Source organism: Streptomyces lydicamycinicus, from assembly GCF_000829715.2.
Lineage (GTDB): Bacteria > Actinomycetota > Actinomycetes > Streptomycetales > Streptomycetaceae > Streptomyces > Streptomyces lydicamycinicus.
Map to the genome: position 1 here is coordinate 91,254 of NZ_BBNO01000001.1, position 23,935 is coordinate 115,188.

At 71.9% G+C, this 23,935-nt stretch carries 22 protein-coding genes and 1 riboswitch; of the genes, 11 read left to right on the top strand and 11 right to left on the bottom strand.

The annotated features are described in order from the left end of the window. Nucleotides 1-296: 296 nt before the first annotated feature. Complete coding sequence (cdgB, locus tag TU31_RS00420) at nucleotides 297-1,973, top strand: diguanylate cyclase CdgB (protein WP_042147127.1); 1,677 nt, start codon at nucleotides 297-299, stop codon at nucleotides 1,971-1,973. Nucleotides 1,974-2,233: 260 nt separating this feature from the next. Further along, nucleotides 2,234-3,139, top strand: a complete 906-nt coding sequence (locus TU31_RS00425) for a CBM35 domain-containing protein (RefSeq protein ID WP_042147131.1) — start codon at nucleotides 2,234-2,236, stop codon at nucleotides 3,137-3,139. A gap of 25 nt (nucleotides 3,140-3,164) precedes the next feature. Here TU31_RS00425 and pfkB read toward each other — a convergent pair whose 3' ends face one another. The 3 genes from pfkB to TU31_RS00440 all read right to left on the bottom strand — a co-directional run bounded on the left by pfkB (nucleotide 3,165) and on the right by TU31_RS00440 (nucleotide 6,452). Further along, nucleotides 3,165-4,091 carry a 1-phosphofructokinase gene (pfkB, locus tag TU31_RS00430; protein ID WP_042147133.1) on the bottom strand — a complete coding sequence of 309 codons (927 nt, stop codon included), beginning with the start codon at nucleotides 4,089-4,091 and terminating at the stop codon, nucleotides 3,165-3,167. A gap of 193 nt (nucleotides 4,092-4,284) precedes the next feature. Continuing rightward, nucleotides 4,285-5,496 carry an N-acetylglucosamine-6-phosphate deacetylase gene (nagA, locus tag TU31_RS00435; RefSeq protein WP_042147136.1) on the bottom strand — a complete coding sequence of 404 codons (1,212 nt, stop codon included), beginning with the start codon at nucleotides 5,494-5,496 and terminating at the stop codon, nucleotides 4,285-4,287. Further along, nucleotides 5,496-6,452, bottom strand: coding sequence for an ROK family protein (locus tag TU31_RS00440; RefSeq protein ID WP_042147139.1), 957 nt, complete (start codon nucleotides 6,450-6,452; stop codon nucleotides 5,496-5,498). The genes nagA and TU31_RS00440 overlap by 1 nt, the downstream gene beginning before the upstream one ends. A gap of 225 nt (nucleotides 6,453-6,677) precedes the next feature. On the opposite strand from TU31_RS00440, the gene TU31_RS00445 reads away from it, so the two are divergent. The 3 genes from TU31_RS00445 to otsB all read left to right on the top strand — a co-directional run bounded on the left by TU31_RS00445 (nucleotide 6,678) and on the right by otsB (nucleotide 9,409). Beyond that, a complete protein-coding gene (locus tag TU31_RS00445) occupies nucleotides 6,678-7,943 on the top strand; it encodes an ABC transporter substrate-binding protein (protein ID WP_042147142.1) in 1,266 nt (421 codons plus the stop codon). Nucleotides 7,944-8,112: 169 nt separating this feature from the next. Beyond that, nucleotides 8,113-8,400, top strand: coding sequence for a DUF3263 domain-containing protein (locus tag TU31_RS00450; RefSeq protein WP_042147145.1), 288 nt, complete (start codon nucleotides 8,113-8,115; stop codon nucleotides 8,398-8,400). Nucleotides 8,401-8,497: 97 nt separating this feature from the next. Beyond that, on the top strand, nucleotides 8,498-9,409 hold the full coding sequence (gene otsB, locus TU31_RS00455) for a trehalose-phosphatase (RefSeq protein ID WP_042147147.1): 912 nt from the start codon (nucleotides 8,498-8,500) through the stop codon (nucleotides 9,407-9,409). Nucleotides 9,410-9,421: 12 nt separating this feature from the next. On the opposite strand, the gene TU31_RS00460 is transcribed toward otsB, so the two are convergent. Together TU31_RS00460 and TU31_RS00465 are read right to left on the bottom strand one after the other, a co-directional pair. Continuing rightward, nucleotides 9,422-10,945, bottom strand: a complete 1,524-nt coding sequence (locus TU31_RS00460) for an alpha,alpha-trehalose-phosphate synthase (UDP-forming) (RefSeq protein WP_042147148.1) — start codon at nucleotides 10,943-10,945, stop codon at nucleotides 9,422-9,424. A gap of 88 nt (nucleotides 10,946-11,033) precedes the next feature. Then, nucleotides 11,034-11,996 carry a glucosyl-3-phosphoglycerate synthase gene (locus TU31_RS00465; RefSeq protein ID WP_042147150.1) on the bottom strand — a complete coding sequence of 321 codons (963 nt, stop codon included), beginning with the start codon at nucleotides 11,994-11,996 and terminating at the stop codon, nucleotides 11,034-11,036. A 171-nt stretch (nucleotides 11,997-12,167) separates the two neighbouring features. Then, a riboswitch (SAM riboswitch) is annotated at nucleotides 12,168-12,328 on the top strand. Between the two features lie 17 nt (nucleotides 12,329-12,345). Here TU31_RS00465 and thrC point away from each other — a divergent pair. The 4 genes from thrC to groL all read left to right on the top strand — a co-directional run bounded on the left by thrC (nucleotide 12,346) and on the right by groL (nucleotide 16,555). Then, nucleotides 12,346-13,629 carry a threonine synthase gene (gene thrC / locus TU31_RS00470; RefSeq protein WP_042147152.1) on the top strand — a complete coding sequence of 428 codons (1,284 nt, stop codon included), beginning with the start codon at nucleotides 12,346-12,348 and terminating at the stop codon, nucleotides 13,627-13,629. A gap of 83 nt (nucleotides 13,630-13,712) precedes the next feature. Further along, nucleotides 13,713-13,991, top strand: a complete 279-nt coding sequence (locus tag TU31_RS00475) for a MoaD/ThiS family protein (protein WP_018089727.1) — start codon at nucleotides 13,713-13,715, stop codon at nucleotides 13,989-13,991. Nucleotides 13,992-14,414: 423 nt separating this feature from the next. After that, nucleotides 14,415-14,618: a cold-shock protein gene (locus TU31_RS00480; RefSeq protein WP_003986833.1), complete on the top strand. Its 204-nt coding sequence runs from the start codon at nucleotides 14,415-14,417 to the stop codon at nucleotides 14,616-14,618. 311 nt (nucleotides 14,619-14,929) lie between these two features. Further along, entirely contained in the window at nucleotides 14,930-16,555 is a 1,626-nt protein-coding gene (groL, locus tag TU31_RS00485) for a chaperonin GroEL (RefSeq protein WP_042147156.1), read from the top strand. A 256-nt stretch (nucleotides 16,556-16,811) separates the two neighbouring features. On the opposite strand, the gene TU31_RS00490 is transcribed toward groL, so the two are convergent. Next, a complete protein-coding gene (locus TU31_RS00490) occupies nucleotides 16,812-17,081 on the bottom strand; it encodes a hypothetical protein (protein ID WP_042147158.1) in 270 nt (89 codons plus the stop codon). Further along, nucleotides 17,078-17,536 (bottom strand): hypothetical protein, encoded by a 459-nt coding sequence (locus tag TU31_RS00495; RefSeq protein ID WP_042147160.1) that lies wholly within the window; start codon nucleotides 17,534-17,536, stop codon nucleotides 17,078-17,080. Before TU31_RS00495 ends, TU31_RS00490 begins: the two co-directional genes overlap by 4 nt. Nucleotides 17,537-17,787: 251 nt before the next feature. On the opposite strand from TU31_RS00495, the gene TU31_RS00500 reads away from it, so the two are divergent. Both TU31_RS00500 and TU31_RS00505 read left to right on the top strand, forming a co-directional pair. Further along, nucleotides 17,788-18,297: a hypothetical protein gene (locus tag TU31_RS00500; protein WP_042147162.1), complete on the top strand. Its 510-nt coding sequence runs from the start codon at nucleotides 17,788-17,790 to the stop codon at nucleotides 18,295-18,297. Continuing rightward, the gene (locus TU31_RS00505; RefSeq protein ID WP_042147165.1) at nucleotides 18,294-18,485 is read left to right on the top strand and encodes a hypothetical protein; all 192 of its coding nucleotides are present in this window, start codon (nucleotides 18,294-18,296) and stop codon (nucleotides 18,483-18,485) included. The genes TU31_RS00500 and TU31_RS00505 overlap by 4 nt, the downstream gene beginning before the upstream one ends. Nucleotides 18,486-18,510: 25 nt before the next feature. Here TU31_RS00505 and TU31_RS00510 read toward each other — a convergent pair whose 3' ends face one another. The 4 genes from TU31_RS00510 to murQ all read right to left on the bottom strand — a co-directional run bounded on the left by TU31_RS00510 (nucleotide 18,511) and on the right by murQ (nucleotide 23,927). After that, entirely contained in the window at nucleotides 18,511-20,211 is a 1,701-nt protein-coding gene (locus TU31_RS00510; protein ID WP_042147167.1) for a sensor histidine kinase, read from the bottom strand. Continuing rightward, nucleotides 20,208-20,918 (bottom strand): response regulator transcription factor, encoded by a 711-nt coding sequence (locus TU31_RS00515; protein WP_042147170.1) that lies wholly within the window; start codon nucleotides 20,916-20,918, stop codon nucleotides 20,208-20,210. The genes TU31_RS00510 and TU31_RS00515 overlap by 4 nt, the downstream gene beginning before the upstream one ends. A gap of 366 nt (nucleotides 20,919-21,284) precedes the next feature. Further along, nucleotides 21,285-22,916, bottom strand: a complete 1,632-nt coding sequence (locus TU31_RS00520; RefSeq protein ID WP_042147173.1) for a PTS transporter subunit EIIC — start codon at nucleotides 22,914-22,916, stop codon at nucleotides 21,285-21,287. 72 nt (nucleotides 22,917-22,988) lie between these two features. Then, entirely contained in the window at nucleotides 22,989-23,927 is a 939-nt protein-coding gene (murQ, locus tag TU31_RS00525) for an N-acetylmuramic acid 6-phosphate etherase (protein ID WP_042147177.1), read from the bottom strand. Nucleotides 23,928-23,935: the final 8 nt, after the last annotated feature.

Consider the following 23,935-nt stretch of genomic DNA (forward strand, 5'->3'; position numbering starts at 1 on the left):
CGGGCGGCCGCGGCGCGCATCGGGCCTCCGGACCACTCGCGTCCTAGGTCTGACGGCGGAGTTCCCGAATCGCTCGGAATTTGCGTTCAGTAAGTGTAGAAAGAGTGAAGGCGCGCTCCCGTGGCGGTTTTATGGAAGATCGCCAACCGTCCTTCATTGTTTGTGACTTGAGTCACAGCAGGCGCTAATTGTTGACCCTGTGTACCGAGTGAACAGCTCACTGTGATTCAGTGAGCGGGGAATCGGACGACAAGAAATCGTGGAGTTTGCTGTCGAGGTCTCAGGGAGAGCGAGCGATGGAGACCGAGTCGGAGCCATACGTCCGTCTTGCGACCCTGCGGCAGCTGCACCAAGTGGTCGCCGAGCTGAATACCGCACGTAGCCTTGCGGACACCTTGCAGACCGTCGCCGACGGCGTGATCACCGGGCTCGGCTATGAGCTGTCCGCGGTCAATCTCGTGCGGCCCGACGGCGATCTCGTGGTCGCCGCGGTCGCCGGCAGCGCGGGCGCCGAGGCCCTGATGGCCGGACGGGTCGGCTCCCGCGCCTCCTGGGAGCGCCGGCTGTCCATGGGCGAGCGCTGGGGCGATCTGCACTTCATCTCGCACACCGAGGGCTGGGTGCTCGATGATGACGACGTACCGCAGTGGCACACGGCCGGTCCCGCGCCCCGGTTCCCCGACGAGTGGCATCCCATGGACCGCCTCTTCGCGCCCATGTACACCGCGGCCAACGGGGGCGGCGAGCTGCTCGGAGTGATCTCCGTCGACCGGCCGCGCAACGGCCGGCGACCCGGCCCCTGGGGCCAGGAAGCGCTCCAGATGTACGCCTTCCAGTCCGCGATCGCGATCAGCAACGCCCGGCTGCGGGCCAACATGCAGCGCGCCCTGGTCCGGCTGGAGCGCGAGCAGCAGGCGCTGCGCGCCAGCGAGGAGAGCTTCCGGCAGGCGTTCGAGTATGCGCCGAGCGGGATGGCCGTCGCCGAAATGGGCGGTGACCAGCACGGACGGCTGCTCCGCACCAACGATGCGCTGTGCCGGCTGCTGGGCCGCCCGGCCTCCGGGATGCGCCGCTACTCCTTCTCCGACCTCGTCCACCCCGAGGACATCGGCACGCTGCTGCGCACCTCCGCCGAGGGCGGCCGTGCCGAGCTGCGGCTGGCCCGCCGGGACGGCTCCTACGTGTGGGTCTCGCTGCGCAACTCCGTCGTCGCCGACACCGCCGACGGCCCCCGCTTCCTGCTCACCCACGTCGAGGACATCGAGGAGCGCAAGCGGCACGAGCTCCAGCTCGCCCACCGCGCCAGCCACGATTCGCTGACCGGGTTGCCCAACAGCGCCGAGCTGCGGGCCCGGCTCGGCGCCCGGCTGTGCTCCCGCCCGCCCGGCTCGATGGCGGACGCCTACGCCTCCTCGGCCACCCTCAGCACCGACCCCCGCCATCCGAACGGCTTCCGGCCGGACGCCAAGGAGCCCTTCGACGGGCTCGACGGCTTCGAGGGCGGCCCCCCGCCCCCGTTCGACCACCATGTGCATCTCGTCGCCCCCGCGGACGGGCCGGCCGACGACGGCTCCAAGGGGCTCGCGGTCCTCTTCTGTGACCTCGACGGCTTCAAGTCGATCAACGACCGCTTCGGGCACAACACCGGCGACGCCGTGTTGATAGAGGTCGCCCGCCGGCTGACCAGCGGCGTCCGGGACGGTGACACGGTCGCCCGGCTCGGCGGCGACGAGTTCGTGGTGCTCGCCGACGGCCTCGGCACCGCCGACGCCCAGGACCTGGCGGTCCGGCTGCGGAACGCGATCATCCCGCCGATCCGGGTGGAGGGCCGGGCGGTCCGGGTGGGCGCCAGCTTCGGTATCGGCTGGGCGAGCTGCGGGATGTCCGCCGAGGAGGTGCTGGAGTCGGCCGACCAGCGGATGTACGTCGAGAAGCGCTCCCGCTCGAAGGCGAACCGGCGGGCCGCGGGCTGAGCGGCCGGCGGGCCCGCCGCGACGGCCGGGCGCGATGCCGCGTATCTCACACCGGCCCCGCATCGGCCCGCACACCAGCCGTTCACCGTTCCGTAGCGATCTTGTGGCCCTCCGGGCACGGTGTGCGCGGGCCGTGACGGGGTAGGCTGCGCCGATGCGGCGCGGCGCCGCGGGGGCCCGAAAGACAGTTCGCGCAATGAAGCCTGCGGACGCGTAGAGACGCGTACAGACGCGCACAGATCGCTTGGGAGTGACACGGAATGACGGCCGGCAACAACGGCGCGGACACGCCGGAGAACGACGACCCGTTCGCCTATCTCTACCGCTCGGAAGGCGGCGAGGGTGGCGCCCAGGGCTCGGCGGGCGACGGTGCGGCGGCGCGGCAGCCGGGGGTTCCGCGGACGTCCTACAACCAGGTCCGCGCGGTCGGCCAGCGCCAGTACGGCCAGCAGGCCCCGCAGCAGGTGACGTACGGGCAGCAGAACGCCCACTACGCCGCCCCCGAGACCCTGCCCGGCGGCGACCGCACCCGCTCCACCCCGGTCAACGGCGGCCAGGAGCCGCGCCGCGGCCGCAACGGCCTGCTGATCGGCGCCGTCGCCGTGGTCGCGGTGGTCTGCATAGGCATCGGCGTCGCGATGCTCACCAACGCCAACGGCTCCAAGAACGACACCGGGAGCAAGCCGGGTCCGACGGCCGGGGACAAGGTGGACCCGACCGACAAGCCCACCTCCAAGCCCGCCCCCGGCAAGCTGCCCAAGCAGGACGCGGGCAGCCTGCGGCTCGAAGGCGGGGCGACCACGGCCAAGGACGTGCCGGGTGCGCGCTCGCCCGGCGGCGCCTATGTGGCAGGCATGAACACCCAGGGCGCGGCGGCCACTTGGTCGCTCGATGTCGAGGCTGCCGGCAAGTACAAGCTCTGGGTCGGTTACGGCGTGCCCGGCAAGGACGCCAACCTCACACTGAACGTGAACGGCGCGGCGGACGGCCGGCCGATCAACATGGAGAACTTCGCCCACGCCCCGGAGGGCGCCTGGGACAAGGGCTGGACCAGGACCTGGTCGTATGTGCAGCTCAACAAGGGCACCAACACCATCAAGCTGTCCTGCGAGAGCGGGAATCAGTGCGATGTGAACCTCGACAAGGTCTGGCTGGCCCGGAGCTGAGGGACCGCCCCCGCCTCCCCCCTTCTCACCCTGCCGCCGGATGGTCCCTCACCGTCACGCGCGGCAGCAGCTCCTCATACGTCGCCGTATCGAACTCGCCCGCTGCCGGGGCCCGTACGGTTGCCGCGGACAAGGCCACCGCGCGGGTCAGGCGGTCCGGCCAGGGCAGGCCCTCGACCAGGCCGGACAGCAGGCCGGCCACGGCTGAATCGCCGGCGCCGGTCGGATTGCCGGCGATCCGGCGGGGCGGGGCGGCCTGCCAGGTGCCGTCGGCGGTGACCGCGAGCATGCCGTCCGGGCCCAGGGAGGCGGCCACCGCGTGGGCGCCGCGGCGGCGGGCTTCGCGGGCGGCGCGCAGCGGTTCGGTGCTGCCGGTGAGGGCGGCGAGTTCATCGGCGTTGGGCTTGGCGAGGTCGGGGCGGGCGGCCAGCCCGCGGCGCAGCGGTTCGCCGCTGGTGTCCAGGAGGACCGGCACGCCGGCGCTGCGCGCGGCCCGGGTCAGCCGGGCGTAGACATCGACCGGGACACCCGGCGGCAGGCTGCCGCACAGGGCCACCGCCCGTGCCTCGCCGAGCAGTTCGCGGTAGGTGTCGAGGAAGGTGTCCCACTCGGCGGGGGAGACGACCGGGCCCGGCTCGTTGAGCTGAGTGGTGTCTCCGGTGGCCGCGTCGACGACGGCGACGGTGCGGCGGGTGGCGCCGCCGACCGGGACCAGCGCGTCGGTGACCTCGGTCTCCGCGAGCAGCGCGCGCAGGGCCTCGCCGGTGCCGCCGCCCGCGAAGCCGGTGGCGACCGTACGGTGGCCGAGCGCGGCCAGCACCCGGGCCACGTTCAGGCCCTTGCCCCCGGGGCGTTCGGACACCTCGGTGATCCGGTTCGTGGTGTGCGGCTGGAGCCGGGGGACGCGGTAGGTGATGTCCAGGGCGGCGTTCAGCGTGACCGTAAGGATCATGGTCGCCCCTCCGGGCAGTCATGGCCGGGCGGCCGGGCGTCGGGCAACCGCGTACGGCGGTGGCATGCGGACAAGTGCGCGAGCGATCATGCCATCGTCGGTGGTGGTTGGCCCAGACCCGGTCCGGCCGCCGTGGGGGCCACGGCCCGGAGGAGGGGCGCGCCGCGTGCCTGCCCGGTGCGCGGGCGGCGCCTCAGGCGCCCGGTGGGCGCACCAGCCACTCGCCCCGGCGCATGACCCCCACCACGTCGTATGCCGCGTCCAGCACCACCAGGTCGGCGTCCTTGCCGGTCTGCAAGGCGCCCGTCCGGTCGTCGATGCCCAAGAGGCGGGCCGGAGTGGCCGAAAGTGCCTGTACGGCCTGGTCGACCGTCAGGCCGTCGACGGTGACGGCGCGTTGGAAGGCGCGGTCCAGGGTGAGGGTGGAGCCGGCGATCGAACCGGCCGTGGGGCCTTCGCTGATGCGCGCGACACCGTCCTTGACCTCGACCTGCATCGGGCCGAGCGGGTACCTCCCGTCGTTCATACCGGCCGCGCCCATCGCGTCGGTGATGAACGCGACCCGCCCGTCCCCGGCCTCGCGGACCGCCAGTTGGAGGACCGCGGGGTGCAGATGGGTGCCGTCGTTGATGAGCTCGACGGTGATCCGCTCGTCCTCCAGGAGCGCGGCGACCGGGCCGGGCGCACGGTGGCCCAGTGCGGGCATCGCGTTGAAGAGGTGGGTGGCGACGGTGGCGCCCGCGTCGATGGCCTCGCGGGTGGCGTCGTAGGAGGAGTCGGTGTGGCCGATGGCGGCGATCACCCCGGCGTCGGCGAGCAGCCGCACGGACGCCAGGCCGCCGGGCAGTTCGGGCGCGACGGTCATCATCGACGCGGTGCCGTGCGCGGCGTCGAGGAGCTTGCGGACATCGGCCGGGTCCGGGTCGCGCAGCAGCCCCGGCTGGTGGGCGCCGCAGCGGTCCGGGGAGATGAACGGGCCCTCGAAGTGGATGCCGGCCAGCTCGCCCTGCTGCACCAACTCGGCGAGCACCGCGGCCTGCCGGGCGAGGTCGGTCAGCTCACCGGTGACGGTGGAGGCGAGCATCGACGTGGTGCCGTGCCGGCGGTGGGTCTCGACCACCGTCATGCACTCCTCGGGGTCGGCGGACGAGAACGAGCCACCGCCTCCGCCATGGACATGCATATCGATGAAGCCGGGGACGATGAGGTGGCCCGAGAGGTCCACGACGCTGCCGGCCGCCCCCTCGGCCAGATCGAGGTCCCGGCTGTGGACATCGCCGATCCGGCCGCCCTCGACGGCGATCCGGCCGCGTTCGACCACGCCGGACGGCCGGGCGATCCGGGCGCCGGCCAGGATGGTGCGCGGAGGGTCCGAGGGCCGCTGCGCGGACTGTTGCTGTGCCATCAGGCGGTTACCTCCGTGGAGAGAAGATCCCAGGCGAGCAGTCCTGCACCCAGGCACCCGGCGGCGTCCCCGAGGGCCGCCGGAACGATCGAGGGGAGCCGCTGGAACGTAACGCGCCGGCGGACCGCTTCCCGCAGAGGTGTGAAGAGCGTGTCGCCCGCCTCGGCGAGCCCGCCGCCGATGATCAGCGTCTGCGGGTCGAGCAGGGTGAGACCGGTGACCAGACCGTCGGCGAGGGCGTCCACGGCGCGCTGCCACACGGTGTGCGCCCGCGCGTCGCCGGACGCCACGGCCCGGGCCGCGTCCGCAGCGTTGGCCTGCGGATCGCCGCAGGCCGCGGCCCAGTCACGGCCGACCGCGGCGGCCGAGGCCAGCGTCTCCAGGCAGCCGCGCTGCCCGCAGCCGCACTCCCGCCCGCCGGGCCGTACGACGATGTGGCCGATCTCGCCCGCGCTGCCGTGCGCACCGGACTCGATCCGGCCGCCGATGCCGATGGCGCCCGCGATCCCGGTGCCCAGGGGGACGAACAGGAACCGGTCGGCGTCCCGGCCCGCGCCGATCCGGCCCTCGGCCAGGCCGCCGGTGCGCACGTCGTGGCCGAGGGCGACCGGCACCCCGCCCAGCCGCTCGGACAGCAGCGCCCGCATCGGTACGTCCCGCCAGCCGAGGTTCGCGGCGTAGACGGCGGTGCCGGACCACTCGTCGACGATGCCGGGGACCGCGACACCGGCCGCCGCGGCGGGGGCGCCGTAGCGGGCCGTGCCGAGCTCCCGGAGCTCCGCGGCGAAGCCGAGGATGGCCTCGACCACCGCCTCGGGGCCGCGCTCGCGGCCGGTGGGGCGCCGTGCCTCGTACAGCAGCACGGGGGGCGTGCCCCCGGAAGGCGCGGTGTCCACCCCCACGAGGGCGGCTTTCATGCCGGTGCCGCCCACATCCAGGGCGATGACGTGTCTCACGGGAACAGTTTCGCGCGATCCGGCGGGAAAGGTCTAGTCCACTCACCGTAGTGATGGGTCCGGACCGGGCGACGGAAGGCCGGTGCCGGTGTGAGAGGGGGGTGGTGTAGACCTTGTAAAGAACGCGGGGGAGACTTGCTGTTCATGCCGTTCGAGGGCGACCCCTGAGGCGGCCGGGTGAATGCCCGACAAGCACGGATTTCAGAACAAAGGGCGGGAACAGCAGTGCAGCGGCGGTACTTGAGCCTGGCGGCGGCAATCGCCACCACCATGACACTGACTCTTACCGGCTGCGGCAGCGGCTCCGGTAGCGACGACGTCACTCTCAAACTGATCGCGGCGGACTACGGCGACAGCCGTGCCAACGGCTCCCAGCACTACTGGGATGAGCTCGCCCGCGCCTTCGAGGAGAAGAACCCCGGTATCAAGGTCGATGTCGAGGTCTACAGCTGGACCGACGTCGACAAGAAGGTCGAGGACCTGGTCAAGGACGGCCACGCCCCGGACCTCGCCCAGATCGGCGCCTACGCCGACTACGCGGCCAAGGGCCAGCTCTACAGCGCCGACCAGCTGCTCTCCATCCCCACCCAGGCCGACTTCACCCCCTCCCTCGCGGAGGCCGGCGAATACAAGCGGGTCCAGTACGGCATGCCGTTCGGCGCCAGCACCCGGCGGCTCTTCTACAACAAGAAGCTGTTCAGCCAGGCCGGCATCACCAGCCCGCCGGCGAGCTGGGACGACATCGCCCACGACGCCCAGCTGCTGAAGGCACGGGGCGTCAAGATGCCGTTCGCGCTGCCGCTCGGCCCGGAGGAGACCCAGGCCGAGACGATGCAGTGGATGCTCAGCGGTGGCGGCGGCTACACCGACAGCATCGGCAAGTACACGATCGACTCGCCGGAGAACGTCAAGGCCTTCAAGTGGCTGAAGGAGGACCTCGTCGGCAAGGGCCTGACCGGGGTCGACCCCGCCAAGCTCAACCGCGAGGACGCCTTCGCGGGCTTCGTCGACGGCGAGGTCGGCATGCTCAACGGCCATCCCGCCCTGATGAAGCAGGCCGCCGCCAAGGGCATCGACTACGGCACCGTCGAGCTGCCCGGTGCCCACGGCAAGGCCAAGGCCACCATGGGCGTCGCCGACTGGATGATGGCCTTCAAGCAGGGTGGCCACCGCGCCCAGGTCGGCAAGTTCCTCGACTTCGTCTACAGCAAGAAGAACGTCGAGAAGTTCTCCGGTGAGTACGGCCTGCTGCCGGTCACCTCCTCCGCCTCCCAGGCGATGCTGGCCGACGACAAGTACGCCAAGTTCCACGGCTTCCTCAAGCAGCTCGCCGGCGCCGAGTTCTACCCGGCGAACAAGACCTCCTGGCCGCTGATCTCCAAGACCGTCAAGGCCAAGATGGGCGCCGCGGTCGGCCCGCGGGGCAACCCGTCCGGAGTGCTCACCGACATCCAGAACATCGCGGACGCCGCGGACAACGCCGCCGAATGACGCGGCGCGGGCGGGCGGTACGGGCGGGTGCCCCGGCGCGATGCGGGCGGGCACACGGGCAGGTGTGTCGGCGCGGGGCGGCCGGGGGCCGGGCGGGCGTCCCGGAGCCGGGCGCCCGCCGGGTGACGGGCCGGGCGTTGTCCGACCGTGCGCTTATCGTGGAAGCGTGATGACGGACGGGACGGCGGGTGCGGGCGGTCCGGGCGGCGAGCCCGGGGCCGTCGAGCGCGCCGCGGAGCTCTCCGCCCGGGACGAGGCGGTGCTCGCCGTCGAGCGCCGCTCCTGGCCGGGCCCCGGCCCCAAGGAGCGCGCCATCCGCGAACAGCTCGGCATCTCCCCGACCCGCTACTACCAACTCCTCAACGCCCTGCTGGACGACCCCCGCGCGCTCGCCCATGACCCCGTGACCGTCAACCGCCTGCGCCGCATACGGGACGCCCGCCGCGCCCGCCGCTGACCCGGCCGCCCCGGCCGCCGCCCCCGTGCGCCCGTACACCCCCGGCTGTCGCCGGAGCTGCCCCCGGCGCCCGCACCGCGCCGGTAGGGTCGGCGCCATGGGCAGCCCCGCGAACTCCGCGTCGCCGGACCGGCCGACACCCGGATCCGTGCCGACCCCGCACACCCCCGCCGGCCGCGACGGCCTCGCCGCACTGCTGGCACACCCGGAACGCGCCGTCGTCGCCCTCGACTTCGACGGCACCCTCGCCGAGATCGTCCCCGACCCGGAGAAGGCCCGCGCCCATGAGGGCGCCGTCGCCGCCCTCGGCCGCCTGGTGCCCCGGCTGCGCGCCGCCGCGGTCATCACCGGCCGCCCGGCCACCGTCGCGGTCCGCCTCGGCGGCTTCGCGGACGTACCCGGCCTGGACCACCTCACCGTCCTCGGCCACTACGGCGCCGAACGCTGGGAGGCCGCCACCGGCACCGTCCACGCGCCCGCCCCGCACCCCGGTGTCGCCGCCATACAGGCCGAACTCCCCGGCGTCCTGGACGCCTCCGGGGTCTGGCACGGCACCTGGATCGAGACCGCCATCGAGCGCAAGGGCGGGCGCGCCATCGCCGTGCACACCCGCCGCGCCACCGATCCCCAGGGCGCCTTCGACCAGCTGCGCGGCCCGCTCACCGCGCTCGCCGAACGCCACGGCCTGATCGTCGAACCGGGCCGCCTCGTCCTGGAACTCCGCCCGCCCGGCATGGACAAGGGCGTCGCCCTCGCCGAATGGGTCCGCGAGACCGGCGCCGCCACCGTCCTCTACGCCGGCGACGACCTCGGTGACCTGGCCGCCTTCGCCGCCGTCGAAAAACTCCGCTCCGACGGCCTGACCGGCCTCCTGGTATGCAGCGGCAGCGCCGAGGTCGCCGAACTGGCCGACCGCGCCGACCTGGTGGTCGACGGCCCGTCCGGGGTCGTCGGCCTGCTCGGCGCCCTGGCGGCCCGGCTGGACGAGAACGGGGCCCACGGGGCGTAGCCGGGAGGCGTCTCAGACGGGCCGCGAACCCTCCTGAGTCTCCTCCCCGTGCAGCTCCCGCAGCTGGTCCAGGAACCAGCGGGCGGGCGGCAGCGCGGTGGCCGCCGCGGCCAGCCGCTCGGTGCGTGCCGCGCGCTCGCCGTCGTCCATCGACAGCGCCTCGTGCAGCGCCTCGGCGGTGCCGACGACGTCGTACGGGTTGACGGTCAGGGCATGCTCACCGAGTTCCTCGTGGGCGCCCGCCTCCCGCGACAGCACCAGCGCGCAGCCGGCGTCCGACACCACCGGGATCTCCTTGGCGACCAGGTTCATACCGTCCCTGATCGGGTTGACGAGGGCCACGTCCGCGAGCCGGTAGGCGGCCAGCGAGCGGGCGAAATCGTCCTTGACGTGCAGCAGGACCGGCTGCCAACCCGCCGTTCCGTATTCGGCGTTGATGGCCTCGGCCACCCGCTGGACCTCCGCGGTGTAGTCGCGGTAGACGGCGAGGTCCTGGCGCGAGGGGTAGGCGAAGGCGAGGTGCACCACCCGCTCGCGCCACTCGGGGCGGTCGGCGAGGAGCTGCCGGTAGGCGAGCAGGCCCCGCACGATGTTCTTGGAGAGTTCGGTGCGGTCCACCCGGACGATGGTCCGGCGTCCCGGCCCGCCGATCTCGGTGCGCAGCGCCGCCATCCGCTCCTCGACGTCGGGGCGGTGCGCGCGCTCGCGCAGGAAATCGGCGTCGGCGCCGAGGCCGTGCACCCCGATCCAGGTCGTGCGTGCCTTGCGCTCCGGGACGAGCGCGACGACGCCGGGCGCCCCGTCCTCCGGCCATACGCGCTCGCACTGCCCGCCGAGCCCGGCCTCGGCGCAGGCCACGAAGTTCTCGGCCCACCTCCGGGTGAGGAAGTTCGCCCGGTCGGCACCGAGAATGCCCAGCGCCAGCTCCCGCTGGATGTCGTCGGGCAGCATCGCGAAGTACTCGGCGGGGGCCCACGGGGTGTGGGAGAAGTGCGCGATGCGCAGGTCGGGGCGGCGCTCGCGGAGCATGCCGGGCACCAGCGCCAGGTGGTAGTCCTGCACGAGGACGGCCGCGCCGGGCGCCGCCCCCTCGGCCAGCGCGTCGGCGAAGGCCGCGTTGTACGTCTCGTACGCCGCCCACTGCGCCCGGAACTCCGCGTCGAAGACCGGTTCCAGCGGTGTCTGGTAGAGCATGTGGTGGACGAACCACAGCACCGAATTCGCGACGCCGTTGTAGGCGGCGGCATACACCTCGGCCGGAATGTCCAGCATCCGGACACGCTGTCCACCCGTATCACCCGGCTCCAGCACACCACCCGTCCGCCGCACGGCCTCCCGGTCCCCGTCGCCGAGCGCGGCACACACCCACACCGCGTCGGTCTCGGGCCCAATAGCGGAAAGCCCCGACACCAGCCCGCCACCACCTCGCTTGGCAATCAGCGCCCCGTCCTCCGCCAGGCCATAGGACACCGGCCCGCGATTGGACGCGACAAGAACCTCAGCACCTGCTTGCACCGCACTGCGCTCGGAGACCATGTCGCGAAAGTAACCCGCCACAGATCCGCGCAAACGTACGGAAGCGGTCAAGGGGCGGCGCGGGCGGCGCGCCCGGCGCTCGGTGCGCTCACGCCGCCCGCCGCTCCGCGTACTCCGGGATTTCGGCCATCGGGGGGCGTTCCTCGGTGTCCACGTCCGTGGTGCGGGGGACGAAGCCCTCGTCGCCGCGGTCGAACTGGGTGAGGCGGGGGCGGACCAAGTGGCCGCGGGTCAGGCGTAGTTGGGCGGTGCGGTAGATCGCGGCGGCCATCCGGCCGAGGGCCTGGCCGTCCTGGTGGCGGTGTTTGCGCACGCCGACGTCGACCTGGGCGAGCGCGTCGAGGCCGACGGTGTGCAGGGAGTCGACGAGCAGGCCGAGCTCCACGCCGTAGCCGACCGGGAACGGCAGCCGTTCCAGGAGGGCGCGGCGGGCCGCGTACTCGCCGCCCAGGGGCTGGACGAAGCCGGCCAGCTGCGGCCAGTGGAGGTTGAGGAGCGGGCGGGCGACCAGCTCGGTGACCCGGCCGCCCTGGCCGGCCCCGGCACCCTCGTCGCCGGTCTCCAGCGGACGGTCGTACATCGCCTTCACGAACTGGATGTCCGGGTCCGTCAGCAGCGGGCCGACGATCCCGGAAACGAAGGCGGCGGAGAATTCGCGCAGGTCGGCGTCGATGAAGCAGATGATGTCGCCGGTGGTGGCCAGGAGGGAGCGCCAGAGCACCTCGCCCTTGCCGGGCAGCGCGGGCAGGCGGGGGAGGACGCTGTCGCGGGAGACGACCCGGGCGCCGGCCGCCGCCGCGACCTCGGCGGTGCGGTCGGTGGAGCCGGAGTCCAGCACCACCAGCTCGTCGACCAGGGGAACGGTCTCGGTCATCAGCTCGGCACGGATCACCGCCACGATCGCCCCGACCGTGGCCTCCTCGTCGAGCGCGGGCAGGACGACACTGACCGTACGGCCCGTCTGGCGCTTCGCCTCCAGCAGCTGCCCCAGCGGACGGTCAGCGGCGGACCAGGAGTGGCTGGTCAGCCAGCTCTCGACCTCTTCCAGCACGTTTACGACTCCTCGGTCGCCGCCCGATCAGCGGCCTGTGTGATCCATCTCGCGGTTCGGACGACTATCTCAACTGTCAGTGCCTTCGGTTACAGTCTTGAACAACGCGGATGACCGTCGCATGTCGGGGTCCCCGCGCCACAAACGCCTGGGTTCAGCCCAGCGCCATACCGCTCATCCAGAGGGGCAGAGGGATACGGCCCGTTGAAGCCCCGGCAACCCTCCAGCCGGTCTTGCCGCCAGGACGCTGACGTCCCGCGCGCGTGAGGCTCCCGGCTAGGGAAGGTGCCAAATCCGTCTCGTGGCGAGATTCGCCGCGAGGAAGATGAGGAGAAAGGGCCTCGCCTCCATGGCTGTGCAAGTCACCGAAAACACCCCCACCGTCGCTCTGGGCCCCGCCGCAGCTCTGTCCTGCCGCGAGTGCGGACAGCGCTTCCCGCTCGGCCCGATCTTCGCGTGCCAGGAATGTTTCGGGCCGCTCGAAGTCGCATACGACCTGCCGAGCGGCGACCCCGAGGGCCTGCGGAAGCAGATCGAGGCCGGCCCGAACAACATCTGGCGCTACGCCCCGCTGCTGCCCGTCCCCACCGACGTGGCCGACAAGCCCAATCTCAACCCGGGCTTCACCAAGCTCGTCAAGGCCGACAACCTCGCCCGTGAGCTGGGCGTCACCGGCGGTCTGTACGTCAAGGACGACTCCGGCAACCCGACGCACTCCTTCAAGGACCGCGTCGTGGCGATCGCCGTCGAGGCCGCCCGCGCCTTCGGCTTCACCACCCTCTCCTGCTCCTCCACCGGCAACCTCGCCGGTGCGGTCGGCGCCGCGGCGCGCCGCGCCGGATTCCAGTCCTGCGTGTTCATCCCGCACGACCTGGAGGCCGGCAAGGTCGTCATGGCCGCGGTCTACGGCGGTGACCTGGTCGGCATCGAGGGCAACTACGACGACGTCAACCGCTTCTGCTCCGAGCTCATCGGCGACCCGCTGGGCGAGGGCTGGGGCTTCGTCAACGTCAATCTGCGGCCGTACTACGGCGAGGGCTCCAAGACGCTCGCGTACGAGATCTGCGAGCAGCTCGGCTGGCGGCTCCCGGACCAGATCGTCATCCCGATCGCGTCCGGCTCGCAGCTCACCAAGATCGACAAGGGGCTCAAGGAGCTGATCGCCCTCGGCCTGGTCGAGGACAAGCCGTACAAGATCTTCGGCGCCCAGGCGGAGGGCTGCTCGCCGGTGTCGGCGGCCTTCAAGGCGGGCCACGACGTCGTACGGCCCCAAAAGCCGAACACCATCGCCAAGTCTCTCGCCATCGGCAACCCGGCCGACGGGCCGTACGTGCTCGACATCGCGCGCCGTACGGGCGGTGCCGTGGACGATGTCAACGACGAGCAGGTCGTGGACGCGATCAAGCTGCTGGCCAGGACGGAAGGCATCTTCGCGGAGACCGCGGGCGGTGTGACCGTCGGCGTGACCAAGAAGCTGATCGAGGACGGCGTGCTCGACCCGTCCCTGACCACCGTCGTCCTGAACACGGGTGACGGCCTCAAGACACTCGACGCGGTCGCCCCGACCTCCGGGCCCACGGCCACGATCCGTCCGAACCTGGACGCGTTCCGCGCGGCCGGCCTGGCCCGCTGAGTCCGCCGGCCCGTCCGGCATACGGCGGACGAGGCCGCGACCGGCCCACGAACTCGTACTCCGTACCCCTGGAAGGCAGAACCATGAGCGTCAAGGTCCGCATCCCCACCATCCTCCGCACGTACACCGGTGGCCAGGCCGAGGTCCCCGCCGAGGGCGCGACCCTCTCCGAGGTGATCGCCGACCTGGAGCAGAACCACCAGGGCATCGCGGCCCGTGTGCTGGACGACGCCGGCAAGCTGCGCCGCTTCGTGAACGTGTACGTCAACGACGACGATGTGCGCTTCGAGCAGGGCCTGGAGACGCCCACCCCGGACGGCGCGGGCATCTCGATCATTCCGGCGGTGGCCGGCGGCTGCTGATTTGCGCCAACTCTTCTCCTGCATGACCGGAATTGCCCCGTCCGCCAGAAAGCGGACGGGGCAATTCCATGTTGTGAAAGGAGATACCATTGGGGTGATCCCCCTCCGGATATCACCGTGCGCGTGCCGAACGCATATGTGTTCGCGATCAGTTGTGGCCAAAGTGTGGGCGGTATTTGTCGCCTAGGTGCCCTATGCCCGGCCCGACTTGCCCTGGAGAACTGGGATTTCGCCGCATATTGCCGATTCTTCGGCGCGGGAATTCTCGTCCGATTGACCTGTTGCTCTGGGCATCTGTGCAGATACATTCAGCGGCGGTCGACGCGTTCCGGCGCACACCCCACGGGCCTTTCGCGGGGTGAGGTCTGACCCGGGTCCGCGGAGTGCGGTCCTGCGCAAGGGCCAGTAATAGGGGAGTTAGGCATGGCTCAGGGCACCGTCAAGTGGTTCAACGCGGAGAAGGGGTACGGCTTCATCGCGGTCGACGGTGGTGCGGATGTTTTCGTCCACTACAGCGCGATCCAGATGGACGGCTACCGCACCCTTGAGGAGGGTCAGCGGGTCGAGTTCGAGATCTCGCAGGGCCAGAAGGGGCCGCAGGCGGACATGGTCCGGGTGGCCGGCTGAGGCGCCGACCGACTGCTGCGTGAGGAAGGCCCGTACCCCTGAGGGGGGTACGGGCCTTCGGCTGTGTGGCCCCGGCTGTCTGCTGTCTGCGCGTCAGCCGGGTGGGGGACGCCCTCCCGGCGCTTGCACTCGCACCCCACGAGTGCTAATCATTGGCGTTAGCACTCTCCCAGTGAGAGTGACAAAGAAGGACCGGGTCGGCGAGGCCCGCGGATCGGTGGGGCAAGGAACCACACAGGTCCGCAGGTCGTCCGTCGCGGGCGCCAGCGCGGTCCGGAGCAATCCACCCCAGTCCGGGAGGACCACTTCACATGGCCAAGATCATCGCGTTCGACGAGGAGGCACGGCGCGGTCTCGAGCGCGGGATGAACCAGCTCGCCGACGCCGTCAAGGTCACCCTCGGCCCCAAGGGCCGTAACGTCGTCCTCGAGAAGAAGTGGGGCGCCCCCACGATCACCAACGATGGTGTTTCCATCGCCAAGGAGATCGAGCTCGAGGACCCGTACGAGAAGATCGGCGCCGAGCTGGTCAAGGAGGTCGCGAAGAAGACGGACGACGTCGCCGGTGACGGCACGACGACCGCGACCGTCCTGGCCCAGGCCCTGGTCCGCGAGGGCCTGCGCAACGTCGCCGCCGGCGCCAACCCGATGGCCCTCAAGCGCGGTATCGAGAAGGCCGTCGAGGCCGTCTCCGCCGCCCTGCTGGAGCAGGCCAAGGACGTGGAGACCAAGGAGCAGATCGCTTCGACCGCCTCCATCTCCGCCGCTGACACCCAGATCGGCGAGCTGATCGCCGAGGCCATGGACAAGGTCGGCAAGGAAGGCGTCATCACCGTCGAGGAGTCCCAGACCTTCGGTCTGGAGCTGGAGCTCACCGAGGGTATGCGCTTCGACAAGGGCTACATCTCGGCGTACTTCGCCACCGACATGGAGCGTATGGAGGCGTCGCTCGACGACCCGTACATCCTCATCGTCAACTCCAAGATCGGCAGCGTGAAGGACCTGCTGCCGCTCCTGGAGAAGGTCATGCAGTCCGGCAAGCCGCTGCTGATCATCGCCGAGGACGTCGAGGGCGAGGCCCTGTCGACCCTGGTCGTCAACAAGATCCGTGGCACCTTCAAGTCCGTCGCCGTCAAGGCCCCGGGCTTCGGTGACCGCCGCAAGGCCATGCTCGGCGACATCGCCATCCTCACCGGTGGCACCGTCATCTCCGAGGAGGTCGGCCTCAAGCTGGAGAACGCCGGTCTCGAACTGCTCGGCCGCGCCCGCAAGGTCGTCATCACCAAGGACGAGACCACCATCGTCGACGGTGCCGGTGACAGCGAGCAGGTCCAGGGCCGCGTCAACCAGATCCGCGCCGAGATCGAGAACAGCGACTCGGACTACGACCGCGAGAAGCTCCAGGAGCGTCTGGCGAAGCTGGCCGGCGGCGTGGCCGTCATCAAGGCCGGTGCCGCCACCGAGGTCGAGCTCAAGGAGCGCAAGCACCGCATCGAGGACGCCGTTCGCAACGCGAAGGCGGCCGTCGAGGAGGGCATCGTCGCCGGCGGTGGCGTCGCCCTGCTCCAGGCCTCCCAGGTCTTCGAGAAGCTGGAGCTCGACGGTGACGAGGCGACCGGCGCCAACGCCGTGAAGCTCGCCCTGGAGGCCCCGCTCAAGCAGATCTCCGTCAACGGCGGCCTTGAGGGCGGCGTCGTGGTGGAGAAGGTGCGCAACCTGGCCGTCGGCCACGGTCTGAACGCCGCGACCGGTGAGTACGTCGACATGATCGCCGAGGGCATCATCGACCCGGCCAAGGTCACGCGCTCCGCGCTCCAGAACGCCGCCTCCATCGCGGCGCTCTTCCTCACCACCGAGGCCGTCATCGCCGACAAGCCGGAGAAGGCCGCCGCGGCGGGCGCTCCGGGCGGCATGCCGGGCGGTGACATGGACTTCTGATCCGCTGCGGATCGGAACGCTGATCCTCCCGGATCAACACGTCCACACGAACGCCGGGGCGGCACCCTCCTTCCAGGGGGTGCCGCCCCGGCGGCGTTGCTGCCGCGGCGGGAAGCCGGCGCCGTAGCGGCGATGCCGGTTCCTTGCCGGTTCTTGCCGTGGTCTCGCTGCGGATCGCTCGCTGCGGACCGCCTGCCGTGGGGGCCTCACCGCGGATTCCCCGACGCGGACCGCTTACCGTGGATCGCTTACTGCTTTACCGCGGATCGTTCGCCGCGTCGGAGTCGGCGGCGTCCGCCGCCTTCTCGGCCTCCTCGACCTTCTTCAGCATCTGCTTCTCCTCGCCGGCGGAGGTGCCGGAGGTGGCGGCGGAGGCCGGGTCCTGTGGTGCCGCGGAACCGCCGCCGGCCGAAGAGGACCCGGACGGCGACTGCCCGCCGGCCGGCCCCGAGCACCCGGTGACGGCCAGCACGGGCAGGGCGACCGCCGTCGTCAGCAGCAGCGCGGCGCGTCGGGAGCGCCTCATGAGCCGCTCTTCTCCGGGGCGTTGTCCTGCTTCTTCTCCTGGCCGTGGTCCTTCTGCTGCGCGCACCAGGCCGCGACATCCTTGAGCTCGGCGCGCTGCCGCACGAGGGCAGGCCGCCGCGCCTTGCGGGTGGTCAGCCGGTCCTGGAGGAACGTGGCGATCTCGTCGTGCTTCTTGGCGCGGGCGTTCTTCACCCGCTTCTCCAGACGCGCGAGGGAGCCACGGGTCTGCTCGTCGCCGTCGATCCGCTTGATCGCGCGCGCCAGGCGCTGGTCCACCTTGGAGACGCGGGAGCAGAGGCCGCCGCCGTGGTGGTTCCGGTCGGCGGAGGAGGACGAAGAGGCGGCCGGGGCATCGTTCCCGGCCGCATTGGCCGGTGCCGCCGTGGTCAGCAGGGATCCGGCGAGCGCGAGCCCGGCGAGGGCTCCGGTCAGGGCGGTCTTGGGACGCTGCATGGTGATGTTCCCTTTCTCACGACGATGGGCACGGCCGCGTCCGCACCAAGGGGCGTACGGCGGACCGGCCGTCTGCCGGAGAAGGTAGGAGCCGTCTTTGTGGAGACCTTGTGAGGCGGGAGGCAGGTCCGGCCGGGGGCGGCGGGACGGAGGCCACAGGGAAACCACAAAGAGGGCTCCTACGCTCGCGGCCGTACAGAACCGCACCGGTCGAACCCCCAGGAGACACAGTGGAATGCGGTGGTGTCCTCATGTCGGACGAGCGCTCGCATACGGGCCTTCCGTCGCCCTTCCCGGGCGGCCGCGGGCCGTGGGACGGGGCCGGCGGCGAGGGGCCGCTGCGCACCCTCGTACCCAATGAACTCCGGCTGCCGCTCAGCGGCTGGCTGCTGCGCATCGCCCGTGGGTCCGCGGGCCGGCCGGCCCTGGAGGTGCACAGCGCGGCCGGTCTGCTCGATGTGTCCGTCCCGAGCACGCTCAGTGTCTCCGCGCTGCGGGGTGCCCGGCACAGTGGCCCTGCGGCGGCGCCCTGGTCGTTGGCGTGGGGCCAACTGCCGCCCGGCGCCGACCTCGTCGAGGTCGATTTCCGCAGATGGCGTCGCGGGGTGCGGGTCCAGGCGTGCACGGTCGCCGAGGGTTTCTGGGTCGCCGAGGCCGGCGGCCGGTTCCGCTCGGTGACGTGCTCGGCGGGCGCGACCCGGGTGACGGCACGGGTGGCCAGGGCGCCTCGGGCGAGGGGCGGGGGACCGGGCGCGGCGTGAAGGGCGGCGGCGCGCTGCGGACGGTCGCGGCCGCAGTGGCTACGGCTACGGCTACGGCGGTCATGGTGTCCGCGGCGTTGGGGTCGGTCTCCGTGGCCGCGGTGCTGGGGTCGGTCTCCGTGCGCGCGGTGCTGGGGTCGGTGTCCGTGTCCGTGGCGCTGGGGCCGTCATGGTGGTGCGGCAACTAGGGCCGGCCATGGCGGGCCGTGGCAACTACGGCCGGTCCGGGCCTGGGAAGTCGCTCAACCAGTCGCGGCGCAGCGGGAGTTCCATGGTGCGGGTGTCGTCGGTGTCCGTGTCGCCGAGTCGGGGGAGCCGTATCTCGAAACGGGCGCCGGGCCCCTCCAAACGGTCCGATATCCGCACCGAACCGCGGTGCAGGGCTATCTGCTGGGCCACCAGCGTCAGCCCCAGCCCCGAACCGGGACTGTCCGCACGCCGGCGGAACCGCTCGAAGACCCGCTCGCGCTCCTGCGGCGCGATGCCCGGACCGTCATCGTCCACGGTCAGCACGGCGACCGGGGCCACCGGCCGGCCGCTCGGCCGCAACGCCACCCCGGCCCGTACGGGGGCGCCCGGCCGGCCCCCGTGCACCACCGCGTTGCGGAGCAGGTTGTCGACCGCCATCCGCAGGCCCGGTTCCCAGGCGTGCACCCGAAGGCCGGGGGTGAGGTGAGTGGTGAGCCGGGCTTCGGGATGGTGCCGCTGTATGTCGGCCGCCGCCAGAGCGACGACCTCGGAGAGGTCCACGACGGTGAAGGCGTCGGCCTCCACCAAGTCGCCCTGGGCGAGGGCCCGGAGCGCGATCAACAGCCCCATCAGCCGCGTGTGCCCGGTGTGCAGATCGTCGAGGATCTCCGTGCGGTCGGCCGGGGAGAGATCCGGATGATCGGTGAGGATGTCCAGATTGGTCTGCATGCCCATCAGGGGCGTGCGCAGTTCGTGCGAGGCCGTCGCGGCGAAGGACCGTGCCGTGGCCAGCGCCTCCTGGGTGCGGGTCGCCTGCTCGTCGTAGCGGGCGAGAACGGTTTGCAGCGTGTGGGCCAGATCGTCGACTTCGGTGACCCGCGAGCGGCTGTGGTCCAGCCGGACCGCGCTGGTCCCGGGGTCCAGACCGGCGGCCCGGCGCTGTAGCCGGCGCAGCGGCAGGGTGGCCCGCTCGGCGATGGCCAGCGAGAGCAGCCCGGCCAGCGGTGCCGCGATCAACACCACCAGGAGGATGCGGTTCCGTACGGTGTCGATCTCGGCGTTCCCGGCCGACCCCGGTGAGAACACCCACAGCCTGCCCTGCGGAGCGCTCGCCTTGGCGCTGCGGACTTGTACCGACAGCGCCCGCCAGGTGCGGTGCCCGGCCCGTACCGTCACCGGGTCGAACGAGGGGGGCGGCAGCGCCACCGCATCGTCCGGCTGTGGACCGGCCTCGGCCACCACCCGGCCCGGCTGCTGCGTCGTCGTGGCAGTACTGGCCGGGGCGTTGCCGGGACCGGATGTGCCCTGATCGGAGCTGCCGGGGCCGGAGGTTCCCTGATCGGAGGTGCCGGGTCCGGAGGTTCCCTGATCGGATGTGCCCTGATCGGAGGTGCCGGTCGCCGGGGCCGGGCCCGCGGCCTTGCCGCCATTGCCGCTGATGCCGCCGTTGCTGTTGCCGTCGGCGGTGAGCCGGACCCCCACGTCGAGACCCGCACCGAGCAGCCGCCGCTCGTGGTTCGCCGTCTTCCTGGGCCGGCCGGTGCCCTCGACCTGAAGCAGGCCTCTGGCCAGCGGCAGCAGGACCGCGGCCCGTTCCCGCAGATGGGCGTCCTGTTCGCGGTGCACGTCATGGGTGACCAGCCGCAGCAGCAGTGCTCCGGAACCCAGGACCAGCAGCGGAACGGCGATGCCCATGGCGATGGCGATCCGGGTCGAGAGCCTCATCGCGCTGCCGCCGGCCCGGGGGCGCGCAGGACGAAGCCGACGCCGCGGACCGTGTGCACGATCCGCGGTCGGCCACCGGCCTCCAGTTTGCGGCGCAGGTAGCTGACGAAGGTGTCGACCGCATCGGTGCGCACCGCGAAGTCATAGCCCCAGACCCGGTCCAGGAGCTGATCACGGGTCAGGACCACATCCACGTTGCGGACCAGCACCTCCAGCAGTTCGAACTCCCGCCGGGTCAGGCTGACCGGCGCACCCCCGTACGTCACCTCCCGCGCGGCCGGAGCCAGCTCCAGGTCACCGATGCGCACCGTGTCCGACGCGCCGGGCGGGCGGCGGCGCAGCAGCGCCTGGAGCCGCAGCACCAGCTCCTTGAGCGCGAACGGCTTGACCAGATAGTCGTCCGCACCGGCCTGAAGCCCCGCGACCCGGTCCTCCAGCTCGTCCAGCGCGGACAGCATCAGCACGGGCACCTCGTCACCGTCGGCCCGCAGCTTGCGGCAGATGTCGGTGCCGCTGAGCCCTGGAAGGGAGACGTCGAGGACGACCACATCGGGGGGCCTGGTGGCCAGTTCGGTGAGGGCGGCCGTGCCGTTCTCGGCGAGGGCGACATCGAAGCCGTTCAGCCGGAGGCCGCGGCCGAGCGACCGCAGGATCACCGGGTCGTCGTCGACGACCAGGACTCGTTCGAGGCGCTTCGCCGCGCACATTTCAAGGCTCCGCTTCTGGTCCGTGTCAGATGCCGACCGTATGGTCCCGGCCATACGGCGCCAGGGCCGGGTCCGGTTCCGGGAACGGCGTCGCACGGCCCGGGCCCGGCCGCGACCGCTCGCCGTTCATCCGCTCGCTCCGCAGTTGTTGCAGGACCATCGTCCGTGGGGCCCCTGGACGACGGGGCCGCCGCAGCGTGTGCAGTTCACTTCCGATGCCGTTCCGGTTCGGCGACAACGCGGGGCCGGTGCCCCGGCAGAGGCGCGGCCGCGCACCGACGATAGGCAGCGATCTTGTGGTTTCTCTGTGGTCGGGGTCGGGGTCGGGGGCGCGGGCGGGCGGTCGGGTCGGCGGGAGCCGGTGCCTCAGTGCGTTCCCACGCCGCCCGGTGCACCGAGTGTGGTGGGGCTGCTCGTGGTGGTCGGGCCGGGCGCTGTGGTGGTAGCGGGGGTGGGGGTGGAGGCGGGGGTGCCGTCAGGGTCCGCGTTCAGCTCCGTCCGCAGCTGCTTGCCGAAGCCGAAGAAGTAGGTGGCGAGGAAGCCGACGAGGTAGCCGACGGCCAGGCCCAGGGCGTAGACGACGAGGGTGGTGGCGAGCGGCTGGTTGCCCTTGACCAGGGGGAACAGGGCCCAGCCGGAAGGGCCGATGGCGGTGGAGCCGACGGCGTCGCCGAGTTGGTTGAAGAGGCCGACGAAGGCGCCACCGGCGCCGCCGCCCAGGCAGGCGGTGATGAAGGGGCGGCCCAGGGGGAGCGAGACGCCGTAGATCAGAGGTTCGCCGACGCCCAGGAACCCTGCGGGGAGGGCGGACTTGATGGTTCGGCGGATCGAGCGGTTGCGGGGCAGACGGAGGTAGACGGCGATCGCGGCGCCGACCTGGCCCGCGCCGGCCATGGCGAGGATCGGGAGCAGGACCGTGTAGCCCTGCTGTTCGATGAGGGTGGTGTGCAGGGGGATGAGGGCCTGGTGGAGGCCCAGCATGACGAGGGGGAGGAAGAGGCCGCCCAGGACGAGGCCGGCGAATGCGCCGCCGTGGGCCAGTAGCCAGTTGGCGCCCGTGCCGATCGCGGTGGCGACCTCGCCTGCGACGTACATCAGGCCGAAGAGCGTGACCAGGCCCGTGACCAGGACCGTAACGGTGGGGGTGACCAGGACGTCCAGCGCTTCGGGGACGGCCTTGCGGCACTGCTTCTCCACCTGGACGGCGAGCAGCGCCGCGGCCAGTGCGCCGAGCACGCCGCCCTGGCCGGGGGAGAGGTGCTGGCTGAAGGCGCTGATGTGGGTGACGCCGGGGAAGACGATGACGGCGGCGACAGCGCCGCCGAGAATCGGGGTGCCGCCGAATTCCTTGGCGGTGTTGTAGCCGACGAAGACGGCGATGAGGGACATGAAGCCGGAGGCCATGGCGGCGAGGGCGGGGACGACGGACGGCAGCTGACCGAGGTTGGTCAGCAGACCGTTGATGCCGGCGATGATGCCGCAGCCGATCAGGGCCGGGATCAGCGGGACGAAGATATTGGCGATCCGGCGGAGGAACAGCTTCACGGGGGTGGCGTTCCGCGATTTCTGCCGGGCCTTGAGGGCGGCGCCGTGGGCGGCCAGTTCGTCGGCGGTGGTGGAGGCGTCGGAGGCGGGGGCACCGGCGGTCGCGGGTGGTGTCGGGGCCGGGGGCGCCCCGGCAGGGGCCGTGGCCGGTGCGGGTGCGGCGGCCTCCGGTTCCGGGACCGGTGGGGTGCCGCGGGACTCTGCCACCAGGCGCTCGAATTCCGGGGTGACCCGGGCGACCGTTCCGGGGCCCAGCACGATTTGGTACGTGTCGTCCTCGACCACGCCCATGACCGCCGGCAGGGCCTTGAGGGCCTCGTCCTGGACCAGGGAGCGGTCCTGGATGCCGAGGCGGAGCCGGGTCATGCAGTGGGCGATGGAGGTGAGGTTTCCGGCGCCGCCGACGAGAGGGAGGAGCGCGGCAGCGATGGCGCGGTTCTTGTCTTCGGGCATGTGCGGTGCCTTGCTGTGCGGTCAAACGTGGCCAGGGGGTCGGGCCGTACGGGGCGTGGTGGGCAGTGGGGTTCAGTGGTCCTCGGCGGCCTGGAGGGCGGCGCGGAGGTGGCCGTTGGCGGCGTCGAGGAGGCGGGCGGCGGTGGGGGCGTCGACTCCGCCGAGGAGGATGAGGATGGCGTTCTTCACCTCGCCGTCCGTGCTGCGGAGCGCCGTTTCGATCTCCTGGTCGCAAGCGCCGGTGGCGAGCGCGACGATACGGCGCGAGCGGGCCCGCAGCTTCTCGTTGGACGCGCGGACATCGACCATCAGATTCCCGTAGGTCTTGCCCAGCCGGATCATGGTGATGGTCGAGAGCATATTGAGCACGAGCTTCTGGGCGGTGCCCGCCTTGAGCCGGGTGGAGCCGGTCAGCAGCTCGGGTCCGACCACGACCTCGATGCCGTGCTCCGCGGCCGCGGCCAGCGCCGAATCGGCGTTGCAGGACAGGCCGATGGTCAGCGCGCCCAGGGCGCGGGCATGCTCGACGGCCCCGATCGCGTAGGGAGTCCGGCCGGAGGCCGAGATGCCGACGACGGTGTCCAGGTCGGTCAGGCCGATCGCGCTCAGATCCTCGATCGCGAACTTCGTGCTGTCCTCGGCGCCCTCGACGGCGGTGACCATCGCGGACGGGCCGCCCGCGATCAGCCCGAGCACCTTGGACGGGTCGGTGTTGAAGGTCGGCGGGCATTCGCTGGCGTCCAGCACGCCGAGGCGGCCGGCCGTGCCGGCGCCGGCGTAGATCAGCCGGCCGCCGCGGGCCATTCGCGCGGCGGTGGCGTCGATGGCGGCGGCGATCTCCGGGAGCCGCCGGGCGACGGCGGCGGGGACCGTGGCGTCCTCGTCGTTCATCGTGCGGGCGATGTCCAGGGTGGACCGGCGGTCGATCTCGGCGAGCTCGGGCCGGTACGCCTCGGTGGTGAGGGTGTCCAACTGGGCGCGCAGAGGGGCGTGGTCGGCGGGGGAGGTCATGGCGTGGC

Bases quoted from the DNA above. Each gene is read 5' to 3' on its own strand.
- cdgB (WP_042147127.1), top strand. From the start codon at position 297: ATGGAGACCGAGTCGGAGCCATACGTCCGTCTTGCGACCCTGCGGCAG.
- TU31_RS00425 (WP_042147131.1), top strand. From the start codon at position 2,234: ATGACGGCCGGCAACAACGGCGCGGACACGCCGGAGAACGACGACCCG.
- pfkB (WP_042147133.1), bottom strand. From the start codon at position 4,091: ATGATCCTTACGGTCACGCTGAACGCCGCCCTGGACATCACCTACCGC.
- nagA (WP_042147136.1), bottom strand. From the start codon at position 5,496: ATGGCACAGCAACAGTCCGCGCAGCGGCCCTCGGACCCTCCGCGCACC.
- TU31_RS00450 (WP_042147145.1), top strand. From the start codon at position 8,113: ATGACGGACGGGACGGCGGGTGCGGGCGGTCCGGGCGGCGAGCCCGGG.
- otsB (WP_042147147.1), top strand. From the start codon at position 8,498: ATGGGCAGCCCCGCGAACTCCGCGTCGCCGGACCGGCCGACACCCGGA.
- TU31_RS00460 (WP_042147148.1), bottom strand. From the start codon at position 10,945: ATGGTCTCCGAGCGCAGTGCGGTGCAAGCAGGTGCTGAGGTTCTTGTC.
- thrC (WP_042147152.1), top strand. From the start codon at position 12,346: ATGGCTGTGCAAGTCACCGAAAACACCCCCACCGTCGCTCTGGGCCCC.
- TU31_RS00475 (WP_018089727.1), top strand. From the start codon at position 13,713: ATGAGCGTCAAGGTCCGCATCCCCACCATCCTCCGCACGTACACCGGT.
- TU31_RS00480 (WP_003986833.1), top strand. From the start codon at position 14,415: ATGGCTCAGGGCACCGTCAAGTGGTTCAACGCGGAGAAGGGGTACGGC.
- groL (WP_042147156.1), top strand. From the start codon at position 14,930: ATGGCCAAGATCATCGCGTTCGACGAGGAGGCACGGCGCGGTCTCGAG.
- TU31_RS00490 (WP_042147158.1), bottom strand. From the start codon at position 17,081: ATGAGGCGCTCCCGACGCGCCGCGCTGCTGCTGACGACGGCGGTCGCC.
- TU31_RS00495 (WP_042147160.1), bottom strand. From the start codon at position 17,536: ATGCAGCGTCCCAAGACCGCCCTGACCGGAGCCCTCGCCGGGCTCGCG.
- TU31_RS00500 (WP_042147162.1), top strand. From the start codon at position 17,788: ATGTCGGACGAGCGCTCGCATACGGGCCTTCCGTCGCCCTTCCCGGGC.
- TU31_RS00510 (WP_042147167.1), bottom strand. From the start codon at position 20,211: ATGAGGCTCTCGACCCGGATCGCCATCGCCATGGGCATCGCCGTTCCG.
- TU31_RS00515 (WP_042147170.1), bottom strand. From the start codon at position 20,918: ATGTGCGCGGCGAAGCGCCTCGAACGAGTCCTGGTCGTCGACGACGAC.
- TU31_RS00520 (WP_042147173.1), bottom strand. From the start codon at position 22,916: ATGCCCGAAGACAAGAACCGCGCCATCGCTGCCGCGCTCCTCCCTCTC.
- murQ (WP_042147177.1), bottom strand. From the start codon at position 23,927: ATGACCTCCCCCGCCGACCACGCCCCTCTGCGCGCCCAGTTGGACACC.